Raw genomic sequence first — 15,217 nt, 5'->3', positions numbered from 1 at the left:
TAGAATCGGGATTTAGATACGAAATGATATTACAAAATTGCTGAAAATAGCGCAACAATTGCACCCAACGCGGCTATGGCAATACCAATTTTGGTATACCTTAAATTTGTTTCTTTGTCTATAATCTCTCTGAGATAATCTCTCCCCTTTTGATTGATTCGTACTCTGGATAAAGGGCTTTCATTCTGTTGAAACATTGGACCGTCTAAATTCCATATAAAAGCATCAGATGTTTCCTTTTCTATATATTCTTTAAGCTCATGAAGTGAATCTTCAATCCTGTGTCTTACAGGTACATTTTTTCTAAATGCATTATTTACATCTAAATAATCACCATTATCATTTTTTAATAAATAAATCAGGATACTGCGGTTGATGCTCTGCATAGACAATTATGAATGTAGCTGATTGAAGATAGGAAAAACTTAATGAATAGAAAAAACAAAAAGGCCTCCCCATGCGGGAAAGCCTTTTGTTCAACTAAACTTTACTCTTAATACACAATCAATTCATTATTCGGTGGGCAGCTGAATGTCCACGTTATTGAAACGAATCTGGCCGCCTTCTAGTACTGCTTCTACTACAGAATCTTTATTTATAGTACCGGCCAATATCTCCTTCGATAGCTCGTTGAGGACCTGGCGCTGCAGCACACGCTTGAGCGGACGGGCACCGAACTGCGGATCGTAACCCTGCTCGCCCAGGTAATCCAGCACTTCGTCGGTCGCGATCAGTTTTATACCTGCCTCCTCCAGACGATCCTGGATGTGGCCAAACTGAATCGAAACGATCTTGCGGATGTCCTGACGGCTCAGTGGACGGAACATTACCAGCTCGTCAATACGGTTCAGGAATTCCGGTCTTACCGATTTCTTCAGTAACTCAAACACTTCGTCTTTGGTACGCTCAATCACTTCGTCGTGGTTGAACTCGTCCATACGCTCAAAGTTGCTCTGGATGATGTGCGAACCAATGTTCGAAGTCATGATGATGATCGTGTTCTTGAAGTTCACCACACGGCCTTTGCTGTCGGTCAGGCGACCATCGTCGAGCACCTGCAGCAGAATATTAAACACATCCGGGTGTGCTTTCTCGATCTCGTCGAGTAGCACCACAGAGTATGGCTTGCGGCGAACAGCCTCAGTCAACTGACCACCTTCGTCGTAACCCACATAGCCCGGAGGTGCTCCGATCATACGGCTCACAGCATGGCGCTCCTGGTACTCACTCATGTCGATGCGGACCATGGCATTCTCGTCGTTGAAGAGGTAATCGGCTAGGGCCTTTGCCAACTCCGTTTTACCTACACCTGTCGTACCGAGGAAGATGAACGAACCGATCGGGCGTTTCGGGTCTTGCATGCCGGCACGGCTGCGGCGTACAGCGTCGGATATAGCCCCAATAGCTTCTTCCTGACCTGCCACTCTACGGCCCAGTTCGCGCTCAAGGTTGAGTAGCTTCTCGCGGTCACTCTGTAGCATTTTACTTACAGGTATACCGGTCCATTTGGCTACCACTTCGGCGATGTCTTCAGAAGTAACTTCCTCCTGCAGCATCGGGTTCTCGCCCTGCATCTGGCGTACCTGCTCCTGCAGTTCCTTCAGTTTCGCCTCCGCTTCCTGAATTTTGCCGTAGCGCAGCTCTGCCACACGGCCGTAGTCGCCGCTGCGTTCGGCTTGCTCAGCCTCCAGCTTATAGTTCTCGATGTTCTCCTTCTCCTTCTGAATACCCTCGATGATCTGCTTTTCGTTCTGCCACTTGGCTTTCAGATCATCGCGCTTACCACTCAGGTCAGCAATCTCTTTGGAAAGCACCGCTTCTTTGTCTTTGTCATTTTCACGGCGGATCGCTTCCCGCTCAATCTCCAGCTGCATGATGCGACGCTGAATCTCGTCCAGTTCCACCGGCAGCGAATCGATCTCGATACGCAGTTTCGCAGCCGCCTCGTCCATCAGGTCAATGGCCTTGTCTGGCAGGAAGCGGTCGGAGATGTAACGGCTCGACAGCTCCACAGCCGAAATGATGGCGTCGTCCTTGATGCGCACCCCGTGGTGTACTTCATATTTGTCTTTGATACCACGTAGGATCGAAATGGCGTCCTGTACGCTTGGCTCGTCTACCATTACGGCCTGGAAGCGGCGCTCCAGTGCTTTGTCCTTCTCGATGTACTTCTGGTACTCTTTGAGTGTCGTAGCACCGATGGCATGCAGCTCGCCACGGGCCAGCGCTGGCTTGAGGAGGTTGGCTGCGTCCATGGCGCTCTCGCCGCCGGCACCGGCACCAATCAGGGTATGGATCTCGTCGATAAAGAGCACGATCTCTCCCTCGGCGTCCACGACTTCTTTGATTACCGCTTTCAGGCGCTCTTCGAACTCACCCTTATACTTGGCACCTGCCACAAGCAAGCCCATGTCGAGGCTCATCAGTGTCTTGTCCTTCAGGTTTTCCGGTACGTCGCCGGCCACGATTCTTTGCGCGAGACCTTCTACAATGGCTGTTTTACCCACACCAGGCTCACCCAGTAACACGGGGTTATTCTTGGTGCGGCGGCTCAGGATCTGCAGCACACGGCGGATCTCTTCGTCGCGACCAATCACCGGGTCGATCTTACCGTTGCGGGCCATTTCGTTCAGGTCGCGGGCATAGCGCTTGAGTGAGTTGTACTTCGCCTCGGCGTTCTGATCCGTTACCTTGGCACCGCCACGCAGTTCTTTGATAGCTTTTTTGAGGTCTTTTTCGTTGAAGCCCACATCCTTCATGATGCCGGCCACCTTGTCGCGGCCAGCCAGCAGGCCCAGCAGCATGTGCTCAATGGCCACATACTCGTCGCCGAACTCTTTCAGGTATGATGTAGCCTTTTGCAAAGCAGCAGCTGCATCGTTCGCCAGGTATGGACTGCCACCGCTCACTTTCGGGTAAGCTGCAACTGTCTCATCCAGCTTGGTGTGCAGGATGTTGCCGTTGATGTTTAGTTTTTTTAGCAGAAAGCTGGTGACGTTCTCATCCGTCTCCAGTATCGCTTTTAAAATATGCCCGGACTCGATAGCCTGCTGCTGAAATCCGCCTGCTATCTCAGTAGCCTTCTGGATGGCTTCCTGGGCTTTGATGGTATAGTTATTAAAGTTCATATCCCTACTTGTTTCCCCTTAGTTTTAGTTCTACGAGCATCACAGCAAAGGATACACCAATGGGATTTAAAGGTGATTTTACTGAAATTATGGCAGGGTGGGGATGGTGGTTTAATATAAATACGGACTTTTTGTCTGAATCAGGATTTTTAGAATTATAAAGGATGGACAGGATTGATAATGCTGGGGGTAATTTTAGGATTACTGAGAGTTAGGGTAATGTTGGAATCTCTATTCGAAATGATAATACCATTTTATAGAAAGCATCGTTGAAGACTGTCTAATAAATGTATCTCTAGGATTATGTTTTTGTATAGGATTTGAGTTGTAAGTAAGCGGACATACTTAACCGAATGTTGCTGCTACCGCTTATAGTGTAAACTTGCTTAACAAAAGCTAGTTCGTGTAACATATCTCTTATGATTTGTTATGTAGTCTTTTGTCTGGGCACTTAAATTATTGCTTAGGTCTGTTGTTGAATACTTTTTTGTATTGCAGACTAAGTGCACCAAAATTGATTAAGAGTCCGACGGGGAAGTTGTAGGCTACAGTGTAGTTTTTAGCTTGAGCTAGATGAATATCTTCTAAATTGATGATGGCTTTTAATTCTACTACAACTGAATCCTCCACAATAAAATCAGCTCTTCTGGTGCCTACTTCAACTCCATCATAGAAAATTTTCTGGTCTTTCTCTCGCTCAAAATTTAACCCAGCCTTCCGTAACTCCATGGCAAGGCAGCGCTGATAAATTACTTCCTGAAATCCACTTCCAATCATATTATGCACTTTCATGGCACTACCTATAATCTTGAATGTTATGTCATCAAACTGCTGCATAGCTTATTTGTAGTTCTAAAAAATGCCTTCATTCTGAGAAAGCATTATCAATCCTGTGTATCCTTTTTAATCCTACAAATCCTGATTCAGACATCCTTTTTAAACACCGCCGCATAATGGTCTGCCAATCTTGTCGGTTCTGGTAGTTTATATTTCGTAGTACAGGCCATTGCTATCTTCGTTGCCGATTCCAGGTCCATCAGGTGGCCGGGGGAGACGAATACAGGCTTCACATTATCCTTGGTGCGCAACACATTCCCAACCAGTTCGCCTTTGTGCTCCAGTGGCGAAGCAGAGCCTTTTAGAGTATCGGGTTCCTTATACTTGCCAACCAGTACTTTCTTGGCAACACCCATCGTCGGCTTATTCAGTTGCAGTCCTAAGTGGGTGGCTATACCTAAGCGACGGGGGTGTGAGATGCCGTGGCCGTCTACCATGATCAGGTCGGGCTTCTGTTGCAGTTTCTCATAGGCCTTGAGTAGGTTAGGTGCTTCGCGGAAAGAGAGAAAACCAGGAACATAAGGCAGCTCCACCTCCCCATAATGCCATACCTTCTCCAGTACCTCTAACTCCGGGTATGAGAGCAGCACAAAAACCGAAAGTATATGATCCTCCCCCACAAAAGAAGAGTCACAGCCGGCGATCAGCTTCAGGTCAAAGTCGGGTTTCTGAATGATAATCTGCTCCTGCATTTCCCGTTGCTGCTCGGTTAGGCGGGCAAGCAGAGCAGGGTCAGGTTGATCGAAGCGGCGGTAGTAGGACATGTGAGATTCAGTGAATGTTTTTTGATTGAGATTACGTCAGGTGGCTCAGGCAGTTTAATTTCCTGTATTTCTTCCGTTGCTTCTCGCCTTAGGATAAGTGTGAGTGAAGATTGATTTAGTCCCTTCTCATTCAATCGTTCAACTACTAAATTAGAATTCACTCAATCACTAACTCACTAAATCAAGCGCTGCAGGGGTGGATCAGTTTGGCGAAAAGCAGTCGCCACTGACCGTCTACAGGGCCAAAATGAAACTCAAAGGAAGTAGCCGTGTGCAGGACTGATCTTTGCACAAGAGGCAGGGTAGCCTTGATCTGCTTGATCTCGGTATCTGAGAGGCTGGCGTAGTCCCAGTAGCCGCTTTGCTGAAATTTAGAGGGACCTGAAACGAAACAGCCGTCCTTACTGTAGCCGGATTGGCCTTTGTCGTAGTTCATGTCTGCGCAGTCAAAGGATGGCCATATCTCTTCCTGCAGGTCACAGGTCTTTACCTCATCACCAACAGTAAAGAAGGATCTGTCATGAAACTCCCGCTTGAAATCACGGATGTCTGTGATGCGCGTCATTTTGGGCATAGCGCCAGGCTGTTCGATGACCCAAAGCCCATGGTCTGGATGGATGAACTGGTTCAAAACGTTGGCATCAGATGCCTGCAAGGATGTCAGGAAGACGGAAAAGGCTTGCGGAAAAGCCATGGTGTCCTGATTTGGCACAATTCCTCTGCGTATGTGCTCTTCCTGTACCTCTTCCAGCCGCTGATGCTCGTCTGCCCGCTGCTCTGCCATACTCTGCTCTGAGTCGCCGGACCCACAGGATGTTATACCTGGCAACAGTAGCAGGCAAGCCATAAAAGTAAAGATAGTACTACGCATAGGTCTCGATTCTAGTTATAGCTACTATACGCTGTTTTGAGCCGTACGGCTTATACCTGAGGACTTTGACAAACACCGTATTTTAACTATTGCTATTTCAAGACGTAAATCAAACTGAAGCTTTACAAACGAAAACAAACTAAATGGCAAATTTCATATTCAACGATAGCGTACAGATAGAGGCTGGGAGCGTACGGCTCATCGGCGATCTGGCTGTGCCGGAAAATGCAAAGGGACTGGTGATTTTCTCGCATGGCAGCGGTAGCAGCCGGCTCAGTTCGCGCAACCGTTTTGTGGCAGACCATCTGCAGCGCTCCCGGTTTGCAACTCTGCTGTTCGACCTGCTCACCGAAGAGGAGGACCAGCGGCAGGAGAACCGATTCGACATTCAGCTGCTTACGACGCGTCTGATCGATGCCGTGAACTGGGTGCAACATCAGGAGCATGCCCAAAACCTGCGCATCGGACTATTTGGAGCCAGCACCGGAGCAGCCTCTGCTATAAGCGCTGCTGCCGCCTTGGGAGCAGATATAATAGGTGCCGTCGTTAGTCGCGGCGGCCGTCCTGACCTAGCCAACGAGGTGCTACCCGATGTGCAAACCCCGACGCTGCTGATTGTAGGAGGACTGGATGAAGAGGTGTTGGAACTGAACAAACGGGCGCAAGACCAGATGCTTTGCCTCAAAGACCTGGAGATTGTACCGGACGCCACCCACTTGTTCGAGGAGCCTGGAGCACTGGAAATGGCAGCCCAACTGGCAACTGACTGGTTCCGGAAATACCTGGAGCCCGGCAAACAGCACCCTTTGAGGAGTTAGTTAGTGAATGAGTGATTGATTGGATGAGTGATTAATTGAGGAAGAGTTTTAAAAAGTTAAATCCTCAAGAAAAGAATTTTAATTGATCTTTTTAAGGTGCTCAACTTATCCTGATAAATAAGAATCACTCAATCACTCAATTACTAAACCACTCAATAATAAAAACCATGGAAACGATACCAAACAGACAGGTGGCTGCGGAGATGCTAGCCGATCGGCTGGAGCACTACAAGGGGCAGAAAGGAGTGGTGTTGGCTATACCTCGGGGAGGAGTGCCCGTGGCAGCGCCTATCGCCAAGCGGCTGGACATGCCCCTGGATGTGATCGTATCCAAGAAGATCGGTCATCCTGCCAATCCGGAGTTTGCAATAGGAGCGGTGAGTCTGGAGGATGTGGAGGTGGATAACCGGTCTGATGTGCCAGAGGAATACATACAGGCTGAGGTTGAGCGTATAAAAACAAGCCTGCGCCAAAAGTATAAGATATTTATGGGCGACCGGCAGCCAGTTGACTTGCGTGACCGCATCGTGATCATTGTGGATGATGGTATTGCAACCGGCAAGACGCTGCTGTCTACCGTGAACATGGCCCGGCATAAGCAACCACGCAAGATTATTGTAGCTGTGCCTGTGGCTCCACAAGCTGCAATTACGCAGTTCGAGGCTATTGTGGACGAGGTGATATGCCTGCTGGTGCCCCCTTTCTTTCAGGCGGTGGGGCAGTTTTATGAGGAATTCGGGCAGGTAAGCGACGAAGAGGTGATACGCCTGCTCAGGCAACAAGGTAATAGTCAGTAGGTATAGCGGCTGAGTTTAGCGGTCGACGAGCAGGTGGCGAATGAAGGCCCTGCCCGGTAGCGTAGCCCGCACCATGTACATCACACCGTCACTCAGTTCTGCCGTGTTGAGCAGTTGTACGAAATTTCCCCGATTGTCAGCTTCCGCTTCAAACTCCTTTACAAGTTTTCCTTCAAGGGTATAGATCGAAATACTGAACTTCTCCATAGGCTGCAATGCCAGCATTTGTACTGTGACCGGACTATTGCTTTTGGTGCGGGTGGGGTATACGCGCATCTCTTCCGTGGTAGCCTGCATCAGGCTCACAGCCAGTACCAGCGAGAAACTCTCAGTGCCATCAAAATCTACCTGGCGGAGGCGGTAGTAGTTCACACCATTGCCAGCTTCTTTGTCCTGAAAGGTATAGCTCTGAGGTAAGGAGGTAGTGCCTATGCCTTCTACACGACCAATGGCAGTAAACTCGGTAGCAGTTTGGCTGCGCTCCACTTCAAAATAAGCGTTGTCCTGCTCTGATGCCGTTTCCCAATCCAACTGTACACCGCTTTGGGTCGGCTTGCCTTTGAAACTGTGGAGCTCAACCGGAAGCGGAATGATAATCTCGTTCATAATGGCCTCAAACCAAACCTGGGCCATTTTTTCCATACCACTATCATTCGGATGAATACCGTCATAGGTGTCTTTCCCTTCTCTTGCATCAAAATCCGTGTTTTGATCTACTAATATAATGGGAGGACCATCAGAGGATTGCCCATTTGCTATTGCTTCGATTTGCTGATTTAATAGCTGGATGTTTTGAGCTTTAGCCGGTCCAACTACCTGTCCGTCTGCTGGAATTAATTTAGCCAGGATGATTGTAACTCCTGGAGATTTCTCATGAATTGCGTTTATGACGGCTTCTATTTCTTCTACAGTACCACCTATATCCTGATCAGAGAACATGTCGTTTGTACCCAGGTGCATCAAGACAATATCTGGTTTGTAAGTGTCAGCCCACTGCACGATGTTGCCTTTACCATCCTTGCCACTTAATACCTGATCGGTAGTCCAACCCCAGTGGCCTTCGTTTCTGTTGCTGAATGATTGTCCCTTATAATCATCAAAAGGAGGAGTGCCGTCGTTATTCTCAGTATGAGAACCCACGAACTCAAACTTTACGTCTGAGTCAATCAGCTTTTTCCACAGTGGGTACCTGTAGCTAACAAAATCCATGTTCCCCTGCGTGATCGAATTGCCCAAAGGCATGATCTTGATTGGCTGGGCCTGAGGATAGACATCTAAGCTAATGAGCAGGAGCAGGATAAGGGTATAAGCACGTTTTCGGTAGCGTGAGAGAAAGGGGAGCATAGAACTGTAAGCTAAGTGGTTGGTACTAAGTAGCTCTTAAAACGTGCGCAACCCTATTGAGTTGCGCTTGTGGATGGGCTTCAGGTGCTACTCTCCTGACTCTCTGCGATGACGTTGTGCAGCTAAACTGTACAATGTCTCTTCATTCGCTTTGATGGCATCATACCAGCGCTTGGCGATAAATTTCTCGCCGGCAGTGTTGGGGTGCAGCGAATCATAGGTATGGGTGTCAGGATTGTAACCGGTATTGATGTCCACGACTATAATTGGAGATTTCTGAGTTGAAAGTCGTGAAGCCAGTTCAGGTATAAGGGATACAAAATGCTGTGTAGAATCAACGTTGGCGTAAGTGGAAGGTATAGGTGTGATCTTGGCTAGCATGATAGCGACGTTTTCGTTATCTGCACGCAACAAACCGATGATCTGTTCTATCCGCTCCAAAGTCCCCTTTGTTGTTTTGCTATATATCATGTCGTTTGTACCCAGGTGCATGAGTACTACATCAGGTGTGTAGCCTTTAAGCCAATCACTTAACTTTCCTTTGTCACGCTTGTACTGGGTGGGTTTTTCGTAACCATTCAGCATGTCGCTGGTCGTCCAGCCCCAGTGACCTTCATGCTTGTTCGAAAATTTGGCTCCCTTATATTCCTGTCCGATTACAGGTGAGGCCGCGTCTGCACTCTGTTCAGGGTTAGTCGCATCAAAGCGCCAGTTCGTATCCATAGAGCCTACGAATTCGAAATCCAGCCCGGCATCTACCAGCGTCTTCCAGAGTTCGTATCGGTAACTGGGATGCGTGTCACCTCCCTGCGTAATGGAATTTCCCAAAGGCAGGATTCGAAGCGGAGCTTCTTCCAGTTGAGGTTCTATTTCTTCTTCTGTCTGATTGTCTGTACAAGCGGTAGAAAATAGGATAAATGAAAGAAATAATAAATAGCTATAGTTAATCTTGAATTTCGAAAACATATCTAAGGGTACAAATTTCTGATAAGGTAAGCACATTGGCTAAAAACGAGAAGTATAAAATTCGGTTGCATTTGAGTGAGGTGTGATACCTTATAATTGTCCAATTTTGCAAAAAAGAAGTGCTTGGAGAATGATGCAAATGAAACACCGGACGAAGGTTTAGCCTTATCGAAAAAGACTCTTATATTTGCTTCTTAAACTAGCGCAGGGGAGTTGTTGGCTCGCCAGCCAGAAAATGGCTGCAGGCTATGAGCTCCGAAATTAACTAATAAAACACTGACCTAAATGACGACAAAAGCATCCAGAATCATCTATACCATCACAGATGAAGCGCCTGCTCTGGCTACGCGCTCCTTCCTGCCGATTGTGCAGGCTTTTACCAAAGCCGCCGACATCGAAGTAGAAACAAGAGATATTTCTCTGGCGGGCCGTATCATCGCTACTTTCCCGGAAAACCTTTCTGAGGAGCAGAAGCAGTCGGACGACTTGGCGTACCTTGGCGAATTGGCTAAAACTCCTGAAGCCAATATTATTAAACTGCCAAACATCAGCGCGTCTATTCCGCAGCTGACAGCGGCTATCAAAGAATTGCAGTCGCAAGGCTATAACATACCTGACTATCCGGCTGATCCGAAGAACGACACGGAGAAAGACGTGAAGGCCCGCTATGCGAAGATCCTGGGTAGCGCCGTAAACCCAGTACTGCGCGAAGGTAACTCTGACCGTCGTGTGGCTGATGCGGTAAAGCAGTATGCCAAAAAGCACCCACACTCCATGGGCAAGTGGTCATCTGACTCTAAAACACACGTTGCCCACATGACCGGCGGCGACTTCTACGGCAGCGAGCAGTCTGTGGTAGTAGACAAAGCTACTGATGTGCGCATCGAGTTTGTTGGGGCCAACGGCGAAACCAAAGTGCTGAAAGATAAAGTAGCCCTGAAAGCTGGCGAAGTGATGGACTCTTCTGTGATGAGCCGCAACGCACTACGTTCGTTCCTGGAGAAGGAAATTGCTGAGGCAAAAGCGCAAGGCATCCTGCTGTCGCTGCACCTGAAGGCAACCATGATGAAAGTGTCTGACCCTATTATGTTCGGTCATGCGGTAACCGTTTTCTTTAAAGAAACTTTCGAGAAGCACGGCGCCACATTCAAAGAAATAGGCGTTGACGCAAACAACGGTTTGGGTGATGTTTACAGCAAGATTCAGAACCTGCCAGCCGAGAAGCGTGCGGAGATCGAAGCGGATCTGAAAGCAGAGATGGAAAAACGTCCAGAACTTGCGATGGTGAACTCTGACAAGGGCATCACCAACCTGCACGTACCAAGCGACGTGATCATCGACGCCTCTATGCCAGCGGCGATTCGTTCGTCAGGCCAGATGTGGGGACCGGACGGCAAACTGCACGACATGAAAGCGATCATTCCAGACCGCTCTTATGCGCAGATTTACCAGGAAGTGATCCAGTTCAACAAAGAGAACGGCGCTTTCGACCCGACCACCATGGGCACTGTACCAAACATCGGTTTGATGGCGCAGAAAGCCGAAGAGTATGGCTCGCACGACAAGACGTTCGAAATGGCTGCGGCTGGTACGGTGCGCATTGTTGACGCGGACGGCAACACGCTGATGGAGCAGAAAGTAGAGCAGGGCGATATCTTCAGAGCTTGCCAGACAAAAGACCTGCCTATACAGGACTGGGTAAAGCTGGCGGTTACAAGAGCCCGCATTACCAACACGCCAGCTATTTTCTGGCTGGACCCACAGCGTGCCCACGATGCGAATCTGATCCAAAAAGTAGAAAAATATCTGCAGGACCACGATACCAACGGCCTTGAGATCAAGATCATGTCGCCGGTAGAAGCCATGCGCTATACCTGCGAGCGTGCCAAAGCCGGCAAGGACACCATTTCTGTAACTGGCAACGTACTGCGTGACTACCTGACAGACTTGTTCCCAATCATTGAATTAGGTACTAGTGCCAAAATGCTTTCGATCGTTCCGTTGCTGGATGGCGGCGGCCTGTTTGAAACCGGTGCGGGCGGTTCTGCGCCAAAGCACGTAGAGCAGTTTGTAGAAGAAAACTACCTGCGTTGGGATTCACTGGGTGAGTTCCTGGCTCTGGCTGTGTCGCTGGAAGACTTGGCCTACAAAACCAAGAACGCGAAGGCAGAAGTACTGGCAGAAGCCTTGAACAAAGCAAACGCCGAGTTCCTGGAGAAAGACAAGTCACCTGCCCGCAAAGTAGGCGGCATCGACAACCGCGGTAGCCACTTCTACCTGGCCATGTACTGGGCGCAGGCACTAGCTGAGCAGACCAAGAACCAGGAGCTGAAAGATCGTTTCTCGAAGCTGGCGCAGGAACTGACCGACAACGAGCAGAAGATCGTAGGCGAGCAGATCGCCGCCCAAGGCAAGCCTGTTGACATCGGCGGTTACTACCACCCGAACGAAGAGAAAACCAGCAAAGCCATGCGTCCGAGTGAGACGCTGAATAAGACTTTGGCTAGCTTCTAGTCAATAAGTATAAAGTATAAGTATGAAAGGCTGCCTGGGAGATCGGGCAGCCTTTCTTATTTTAAACTATTAACTTTGAAGCTGAGGCATAGCCAGTTTTTAAAGTACAGCGGCTGCCTGAGAAGCAACAATGGAAGAGCAATACCCACCGTTCGAACCTTTTGATAGTACAGACGATACTGAGGCGAGCTTTGCCGCATACCTTGCTTCTCAACCGCAGCTGACCGAAGCTTCTGCCAATGCAAAAACGATCATCGTTATCGGCAGACACCGCTACTACAATCTGTTCAGCGCCCAGCTAGTCTCTTGTAGCCTAAGCAACACAGGCGAACTAAAGGCCCCTTTCACAGTACTGAACCCACTCGAACAGGTATGGCGAACCGATAAGCCGGAGGAGTTGAAGTTCTACAGTGCCATCGCTCGCTTTCAAAGTTTCTACGAGAAATCAGCTACGGATACAGCCAGTCTGAAGGCACTTGTGCGCAACCCGCTTCGCTATCCCTGCTACCTGCACGACATCGAGATTTCCGAGAAAATAACAGCGAAGTCACTAAGACCTGTGCAGGTCACACAACCTGTTATAGACTCTAAAGTGCGGGTAGGACTGAATAGCGATATGTTCAGCGTGACAAGCGATCTGTTTATAAACGGTAACTATTTCCCCCTTAGCCGCATCAATGTCAGGTATAACCATTTTCTGGTTACGGACGATACCTGGTACCTGTGTTCCAATCCGCACCTGCCTTCTGTAGTGACCTATTTCAAAAAGCACGATGGCGAACTCCTATTGCCTCACGATGCCTTTTTGCAATTTCAGCGGGAAGTGCTGGCTAAAATGGAGTCGTATGTGCCGGTAGAGCACACCTACCTGAAACCTGCCACAAAGGCCCAGCTACGGAGCAAAGGTTTTAACCAGCCACCCGAAAAGCTGCTATACCTGATCGAGTCGGAGAACTATGTGCTGCTCCAGCCTTTTATGCGCTACGGCGAAATTGAGATCCCGCTGCTGTCGAATAAGCTGATCTATGATCAGGACAATATGGGGCGACCTTTCTTTGTGGCGCGCAATACCGAAGCGGAAGCGGCCTTTACAAAGTTGCTGATCCAGCAGCACCCCCACTTCTGGGAGCAACTGGAGAACATGCTCGACTACTTTTACCTGCACAAGGACAGGTTCCTGGATGAAGCGTGGTTCCTGGATGCCTTCGATAACTTAGCTGCGCATGGGGTCACCATCTTGGGCTTTAACGACCTGCAGGGCAATAAGCTCAACCAGCATAAAGCTACTGTTTCCATCAACGTAGAAAGTGGCCTGAACTGGTTCAATGTAACGGTTCAGGTTAAGTTTGGCCGCAAGAAAGCGTCGCTGAAGCAGCTAAAGAAGGCAGTCGTAAACAAGAGCAAATATGTGCTGCTCGACGACGGCACGATGGGCATTATACCTGAAGAATGGCTCCAGCGATTGCAGCTCTATTTCGAAACGGGCGCGGTGGTAAGTGAGGAGGAACTGCAGATTCCTAAGACAAACTTTGCGGCGCTCACGGAGTTGTTTGAGGACTACATGCTCGATGAGCAGGTGCACAAAGAACTGTGGTGGTACCAGGAGCAGCTGAACAACGTGGAGAAACTAGCCCCAGCTCCTATACCTGCAGGACTGCAAACCACTTTGAGACCATACCAATGGCAGGGGCTCAGTTGGCTCAACTTTCTAGATGACCTGCAGTTTGGCGGCTGCCTTGCGGATGATATGGGCTTGGGTAAAACAGTGCAGATCATCGCCCTTATGCTGCTGCTGCGGGAAAAGCGGGAACGGCAGACAAACCTATTGGTTGTGCCAACTTCGCTTATACCTAATTGGCAGGCGGAGTTAGATAGGTTCGCTCCATCTCTTAGGCAGCTCACGCACCATGGCCCGAGCAGAGCAAAAGATACAGCTGCTTTTCAGGAGTATGATGTTGTCATCACGACCTACAATACCTTGCTCTCTGATATTGTCTTTCTAAAGAAGTATCTGTTCGGCTATACCTTCCTTGATGAATCACAGAACATCAAGAACCCGAACTCACAACGCTACAAGGCGGCCTGTCTGCTGCAGTCACGCAACAGAGTGGTGCTCACTGGTACTCCTTTCGAGAACAACACTTTCGACATTTACGCGCAGCTTTCCTTTGTCAATCCGGGTTTGCTGGGCACCAGGACCTACTTCAGGAATACTTATTCCATGCCCATCGATAAGTTTAAGGATAGGCGAAGTGCGCACGCCCTGCAGGAGAAGATCGGCCCTTTTGTGTTGAGAAGAACAAAGGCCGAAGTGGCCAAGGAGCTCCCCGACAAAACTGAGATGGTGCTTTATTGCGAAATGGGAGAGGAGCAGCGCAAGGTATACGACACTGCCGAGCAGGAATTTAGAGACTATATTACTGCTAGCGGTGAAGAGGAGCTGACAAAGCACCCAATGCACGTGCTGCGTGGTATCACCAAACTGCGCCAAATCTGCAACTCGCCACTGCTCACTGGCGATGCCAAGCTCTTCTCGGATACATCTGCCAAGATACAAGTGCTCATGCAGCAGATTCAGAATGTAGCGCGGCACCACAAAGTGCTGGTGTTCTCACAATTTGTGGGTATGCTGGACCTGATCAAAAAGGAGCTGGTGAAGGAAAATATTAAGCACTCTTACCTCACCGGCAGCACCCGCAATAGGGGCGAGGTCGTAAACCAGTTCCAGACGGACGAGGAGATTCGTGTATTCCTCGTGAGTCTAAAGGCAGGTGGAACAGGCCTGAATCTGACTGCAGCTGATTACGTGTTTATCGTGGACCCGTGGTGGAACCCAGCCGTGGAGAACCAGGCCATAGACCGTAGCTACAGAATAGGGCAGGAGAAAAAGGTGATCGCCGTGCGCCTTATTTGCCCCAACACCGTGGAGGAGAAGATTCAGATACTGCAGCAGAACAAGTCTAAACTCGCCACCGATTTGGTTACGGCCGACAACAGTTTTTTCAAGTCGATTACCAAGGATGATTGGCTGAACTTAAGTAGTAACAGCAGTAGTAGCTAATAAGAATTAATTCAGTACCCAGCATGCACGCTAAAGGTATAGCATACCTAAAGCAGTGCTATACCTGCTTCACATGCATGTAACCTTTCCTGTCTAAGCCTGTTACACACCAAAGGT

General features: G+C 48.9%; 11 protein-coding genes. 4 read left to right on the top strand and 7 right to left on the bottom strand.

What is annotated here, in order from left to right; genetic code table 11:
• Positions 1–29 precede the first annotated feature (29 nt).
• The 5 genes from Q1A54_RS10825 to Q1A54_RS10805 all read right to left on the bottom strand — a co-directional run bounded on the left by Q1A54_RS10825 (position 30) and on the right by Q1A54_RS10805 (position 5,600).
• Positions 30–386 carry a hypothetical protein gene (locus Q1A54_RS10825; protein WP_299987681.1) on the bottom strand — a complete coding sequence of 119 codons (357 nt, stop codon included), beginning with the start codon at positions 384–386 and terminating at the stop codon, positions 30–32.
• A 126-nt stretch (positions 387–512) separates the two neighbouring features.
• Positions 513–3,128, bottom strand: coding sequence for an ATP-dependent chaperone ClpB (clpB, locus tag Q1A54_RS10820; RefSeq protein WP_299987678.1), 2,616 nt, complete (start codon positions 3,126–3,128; stop codon positions 513–515).
• A gap of 456 nt (positions 3,129–3,584) precedes the next feature.
• Complete coding sequence (locus Q1A54_RS10815; protein ID WP_299987675.1) at positions 3,585–3,965, bottom strand: GxxExxY protein; 381 nt, start codon at positions 3,963–3,965, stop codon at positions 3,585–3,587.
• 86 nt (positions 3,966–4,051) lie between these two features.
• On the bottom strand, positions 4,052–4,729 hold the full coding sequence (gene nfi, locus Q1A54_RS10810) for a deoxyribonuclease V (protein ID WP_299987672.1): 678 nt from the start codon (positions 4,727–4,729) through the stop codon (positions 4,052–4,054).
• 181 nt (positions 4,730–4,910) lie between these two features.
• Positions 4,911–5,600, bottom strand: a complete 690-nt coding sequence (locus Q1A54_RS10805) for a hypothetical protein (protein ID WP_299987669.1) — start codon at positions 5,598–5,600, stop codon at positions 4,911–4,913.
• 143 nt (positions 5,601–5,743) lie between these two features.
• On the opposite strand from Q1A54_RS10805, the gene Q1A54_RS10800 reads away from it, so the two are divergent.
• Both Q1A54_RS10800 and Q1A54_RS10795 read left to right on the top strand, forming a co-directional pair.
• A complete protein-coding gene (locus tag Q1A54_RS10800) occupies positions 5,744–6,418 on the top strand; it encodes a dienelactone hydrolase family protein (RefSeq protein ID WP_299987666.1) in 675 nt (224 codons plus the stop codon).
• A gap of 167 nt (positions 6,419–6,585) precedes the next feature.
• The gene (locus Q1A54_RS10795) at positions 6,586–7,215 is read left to right on the top strand and encodes a phosphoribosyltransferase family protein (RefSeq protein WP_299987663.1); all 630 of its coding nucleotides are present in this window, start codon (positions 6,586–6,588) and stop codon (positions 7,213–7,215) included.
• Positions 7,216–7,230: 15 nt separating this feature from the next.
• On the opposite strand, the gene Q1A54_RS10790 is transcribed toward Q1A54_RS10795, so the two are convergent.
• Both Q1A54_RS10790 and Q1A54_RS10785 read right to left on the bottom strand, forming a co-directional pair.
• Positions 7,231–8,559: an SGNH/GDSL hydrolase family protein gene (locus Q1A54_RS10790; RefSeq protein ID WP_299987660.1), complete on the bottom strand. Its 1,329-nt coding sequence runs from the start codon at positions 8,557–8,559 to the stop codon at positions 7,231–7,233.
• 87 nt (positions 8,560–8,646) lie between these two features.
• The gene (locus Q1A54_RS10785) at positions 8,647–9,387 is read right to left on the bottom strand and encodes an SGNH/GDSL hydrolase family protein (protein WP_299987657.1); all 741 of its coding nucleotides are present in this window, start codon (positions 9,385–9,387) and stop codon (positions 8,647–8,649) included.
• A 423-nt stretch (positions 9,388–9,810) separates the two neighbouring features.
• On the opposite strand from Q1A54_RS10785, the gene Q1A54_RS10780 reads away from it, so the two are divergent.
• Both Q1A54_RS10780 and Q1A54_RS10775 read left to right on the top strand, forming a co-directional pair.
• The gene (locus Q1A54_RS10780) at positions 9,811–12,039 is read left to right on the top strand and encodes an NADP-dependent isocitrate dehydrogenase (RefSeq protein WP_299987654.1); all 2,229 of its coding nucleotides are present in this window, start codon (positions 9,811–9,813) and stop codon (positions 12,037–12,039) included.
• A gap of 130 nt (positions 12,040–12,169) precedes the next feature.
• Positions 12,170–15,100: a DEAD/DEAH box helicase gene (locus Q1A54_RS10775; RefSeq protein ID WP_299987651.1), complete on the top strand. Its 2,931-nt coding sequence runs from the start codon at positions 12,170–12,172 to the stop codon at positions 15,098–15,100.
• Positions 15,101–15,217: the final 117 nt, after the last annotated feature.

The sequence above is a fragment of the uncultured Pontibacter sp. genome, assembly GCF_947502515.1.
In the GTDB taxonomy this organism is placed as follows: Bacteria; Bacteroidota; Bacteroidia; order Cytophagales; family Hymenobacteraceae; genus Pontibacter.
The sequence above is the reverse complement of the archived record's forward strand: the minus strand, read 5'-3'. Positions and strand labels throughout refer to the sequence as shown.

Bases quoted from the DNA above. Each gene is read 5' to 3' on its own strand.
- Q1A54_RS10825 (WP_299987681.1), bottom strand. From the start codon at position 386: ATGCAGAGCATCAACCGCAGTATCCTGATTTATTTATTAAAAAATGAT.
- clpB (WP_299987678.1), bottom strand. From the start codon at position 3,128: ATGAACTTTAATAACTATACCATCAAAGCCCAGGAAGCCATCCAGAAG.
- Q1A54_RS10815 (WP_299987675.1), bottom strand. From the start codon at position 3,965: ATGCAGCAGTTTGATGACATAACATTCAAGATTATAGGTAGTGCCATG.
- nfi (WP_299987672.1), bottom strand. From the start codon at position 4,729: ATGTCCTACTACCGCCGCTTCGATCAACCTGACCCTGCTCTGCTTGCC.
- Q1A54_RS10805 (WP_299987669.1), bottom strand. From the start codon at position 5,600: ATGCGTAGTACTATCTTTACTTTTATGGCTTGCCTGCTACTGTTGCCA.
- Q1A54_RS10800 (WP_299987666.1), top strand. From the start codon at position 5,744: ATGGCAAATTTCATATTCAACGATAGCGTACAGATAGAGGCTGGGAGC.
- Q1A54_RS10795 (WP_299987663.1), top strand. From the start codon at position 6,586: ATGGAAACGATACCAAACAGACAGGTGGCTGCGGAGATGCTAGCCGAT.
- Q1A54_RS10790 (WP_299987660.1), bottom strand. From the start codon at position 8,559: ATGCTCCCCTTTCTCTCACGCTACCGAAAACGTGCTTATACCCTTATC.
- Q1A54_RS10780 (WP_299987654.1), top strand. From the start codon at position 9,811: ATGACGACAAAAGCATCCAGAATCATCTATACCATCACAGATGAAGCG.
- Q1A54_RS10775 (WP_299987651.1), top strand. From the start codon at position 12,170: ATGGAAGAGCAATACCCACCGTTCGAACCTTTTGATAGTACAGACGAT.